Here is a 2,274-nt window from a genome sequence, read left to right as displayed (position 1 = left end):
TAATTTTAAATCACCCTAACCTTCCGTCAGTCCTATCCTATGGTACTCTCGCTGCTTAAAAACTGTCCGAAGTATTGATTAGCTTTACTTGCTACTAATTAGTGCTAGTTTCGGAGTTGAGGAAGGGGGAGGAGAGGGGAAGGGGGAAGGGAAAGGGTTGAAAAACTTGGGGAAAATCCTGTCATTTTCTACATTGGGGAGTTGATTATTTACAATTTGATAAGTGACAGAAGAAGGTTCAACTCAAAAGTAGAAAATTTATCCTTCCTTCCCCTTCCCCTTCCCCTTCCCCTTATTCACCCAAGGTGATGCCTCCCGGCATTTGAAACAATCCAGCTTGAGTAGAAGAAGCGGTAGCAGCCGCAGCATCCTGCCGTCTCTGGGCGGTGTTGATTTCGTTAAGTTCTTCTGCCTGTTGAGCGTTGAGAATGTTGGCAAGACTGCGGTCAATTTGCGCTTGCTGGCCCTGCATAACTAAGGCACTTTGATTTTCTGCTGATAAGGCTGCTTGTTGAGCTGCGATCGCACTTTGTTGAGATATATTTCTCATAATGTTCTGTGTGACATCTTGACCTTCTGAATCAGCACCCAATTCCATTGAATTTTGGCTCTCGCGATTAGTTTGCTCTACGTTTTGTTGGACAATTTCTTTCAGAGTCGCTTGCTTTTGTTGAGCATCTTTACTGAGAGTAGCTTTATTGGCTTCACTTACAGCACTTTCTCTTTCTGCTAACTCTGCGTTGTTCTCTTTGAGGCTGTAAGAATCTTGCGGTTTCTTCCTGACGGGGTGACAACCCCGTTAAAACCCATAGCTAACAAAGGTTTGACCGATTTATGGTAAAAAAAGATGGGCTCAATATCGTTAAACAACCCCATCTATAGAAAATGTTACCTCCATTTTACCAAATTTGTTTCCAGAAACAACTGAAACAAGCAGAATACTTAACCCTGAGTATTTTCATTTTTCTGCTTCAAATCAAGAAACAAGTGAGCATTGAATCCCTGGCAACATTAATGCCTTATCCAATTTTGTTTGAGAGCAGGCGACGAGGAATTCAAAGATTTTTGAAGCTACCTATTCTCAATGTTGAGAATCTGTGGTTTCCCCTCATTAAATACATTTTAAGAACTAAAGTTAACCAGGAAAAAGAGTTGAGAGTTGCCATTGATAGAACGCAGTGGCGGGACAAAAATATCTTTGTCATCAGCCTGATATTTCAGCGGAGAGCATTACCATTATACTGGCAAATTTTACCGAAAAAAGGATGTAGTAATATCCAAGATCAAAAAAGATTGATTGCCCCAATCCTGACCTTGTTAAAGAAATATAAATTTGTGATAATAGGAGACCGCGAATTTGGGAGTGTCAAACTGGGAAAATGGCTGTGTGATAAGAATGTAAGGTTTGTTTTAAGAATACAAAAGGGGCGATATATTGAACAAGCAGGTAAAGAATATAAGCGATTGAGTGAGTTGGGTTTGATGCCAGGTACTAGCTTTTATTTTAGGGATGTTAAAGTGACGAAGCAAACAGGATTTGGCAAGTTTGATATCGCAGGTTATTGGAAGCGTCGATATCAAGGTCATGTTGAAGATGAAGGTTGGTATCTCCTCACAAATGTAGGAACTTTAAAAGAAGCTGTAGCTACATTTAGATGTCGAAGTGGGATCGAAGCTATGTTCAAAGATTGCAAGACAGGAGGCTATAACCTCGAAAAAAGTCACGCTTGTGACGAGCGCTTAAAAACCTTGATTTTATTAATAGCTTTTGCATATACTTGCGCTATTTTTCAAGGAGACAAAATTAAAAGAATGGGCATTCAAAAATATGTGGGTCGGCTCACAGAAAGTGGGCGAACTGTAGCTCGGCATAGTAGCTTTTGGATTGGATTATCGGGTCAATCCTGGGTATTAGGCATAGAATATTGTCAGGAAATAGTTGTTGAATTAATGAAAATAAGACCTAATAAATTGCCATTTTTTCAGAAGGGTATGAGAGCTATGTCCTTGATTCAGTCTATGTTTTAACGGGGTTGTCACCCCGTCAGTATATGAAGTTCAACCTTAGTCTATCGCCACATCCCAAGACTATTCTCAAAGTTAACTCGGTTTTGAGAATCGTACCTCAGATATCGATATATGACGTTCACCGAGTGCATTTCGGTAGATTAGGCGAGCTCACCATCCCAAGACTGCGATCAAAGTTAACTCTGTGTTTACAACCCGTACCTCAGATATCGATATATGACGTTCGGCAGATTGTACGATCACCAA

The 2,274-nt window shown here is 40.4% G+C and carries 2 protein-coding genes; one reads left to right on the top strand and one right to left on the bottom strand.

The window, feature by feature from the left end:
• Positions 1 to 292: 292 nt before the first annotated feature.
• The gene (locus QUA01_RS24810) at positions 293 to 598 is read right to left on the bottom strand and encodes a hypothetical protein (RefSeq protein ID WP_333195128.1); all 306 of its coding nucleotides are present in this window, start codon (positions 596 to 598) and stop codon (positions 293 to 295) included.
• 287 nt (positions 599 to 885) lie between these two features.
• Here QUA01_RS24810 and QUA01_RS24805 point away from each other — a divergent pair, with 287 nt between their 5' ends.
• Positions 886 to 2,028 (top strand): IS4 family transposase, encoded by a 1,143-nt coding sequence (locus QUA01_RS24805; RefSeq protein ID WP_333093634.1) that lies wholly within the window; start codon positions 886 to 888, stop codon positions 2,026 to 2,028.
• The last annotated feature ends 246 nt before the right edge of the window (positions 2,029 to 2,274 follow it).

This window comes from Microcoleus sp. S36a_B3 (assembly GCF_036700745.1).
GTDB lineage: Bacteria > Cyanobacteriota > Cyanobacteriia > Cyanobacteriales > Microcoleaceae > Microcoleus.
The sequence above is the reverse complement of the archived record's forward strand: the minus strand, read 5'-3'. Positions and strand labels throughout refer to the sequence as shown.

Coding starts and splice junctions, on each gene's coding strand:
- QUA01_RS24805 (WP_333093634.1), top strand. CDS start 886: ATGTTACCTCCATTTTACCAAATTTGTTTCCAGAAACAACTGAAACAA.
- QUA01_RS24810 (WP_333195128.1), bottom strand. CDS start 598: ATGGAATTGGGTGCTGATTCAGAAGGTCAAGATGTCACACAGAACATT.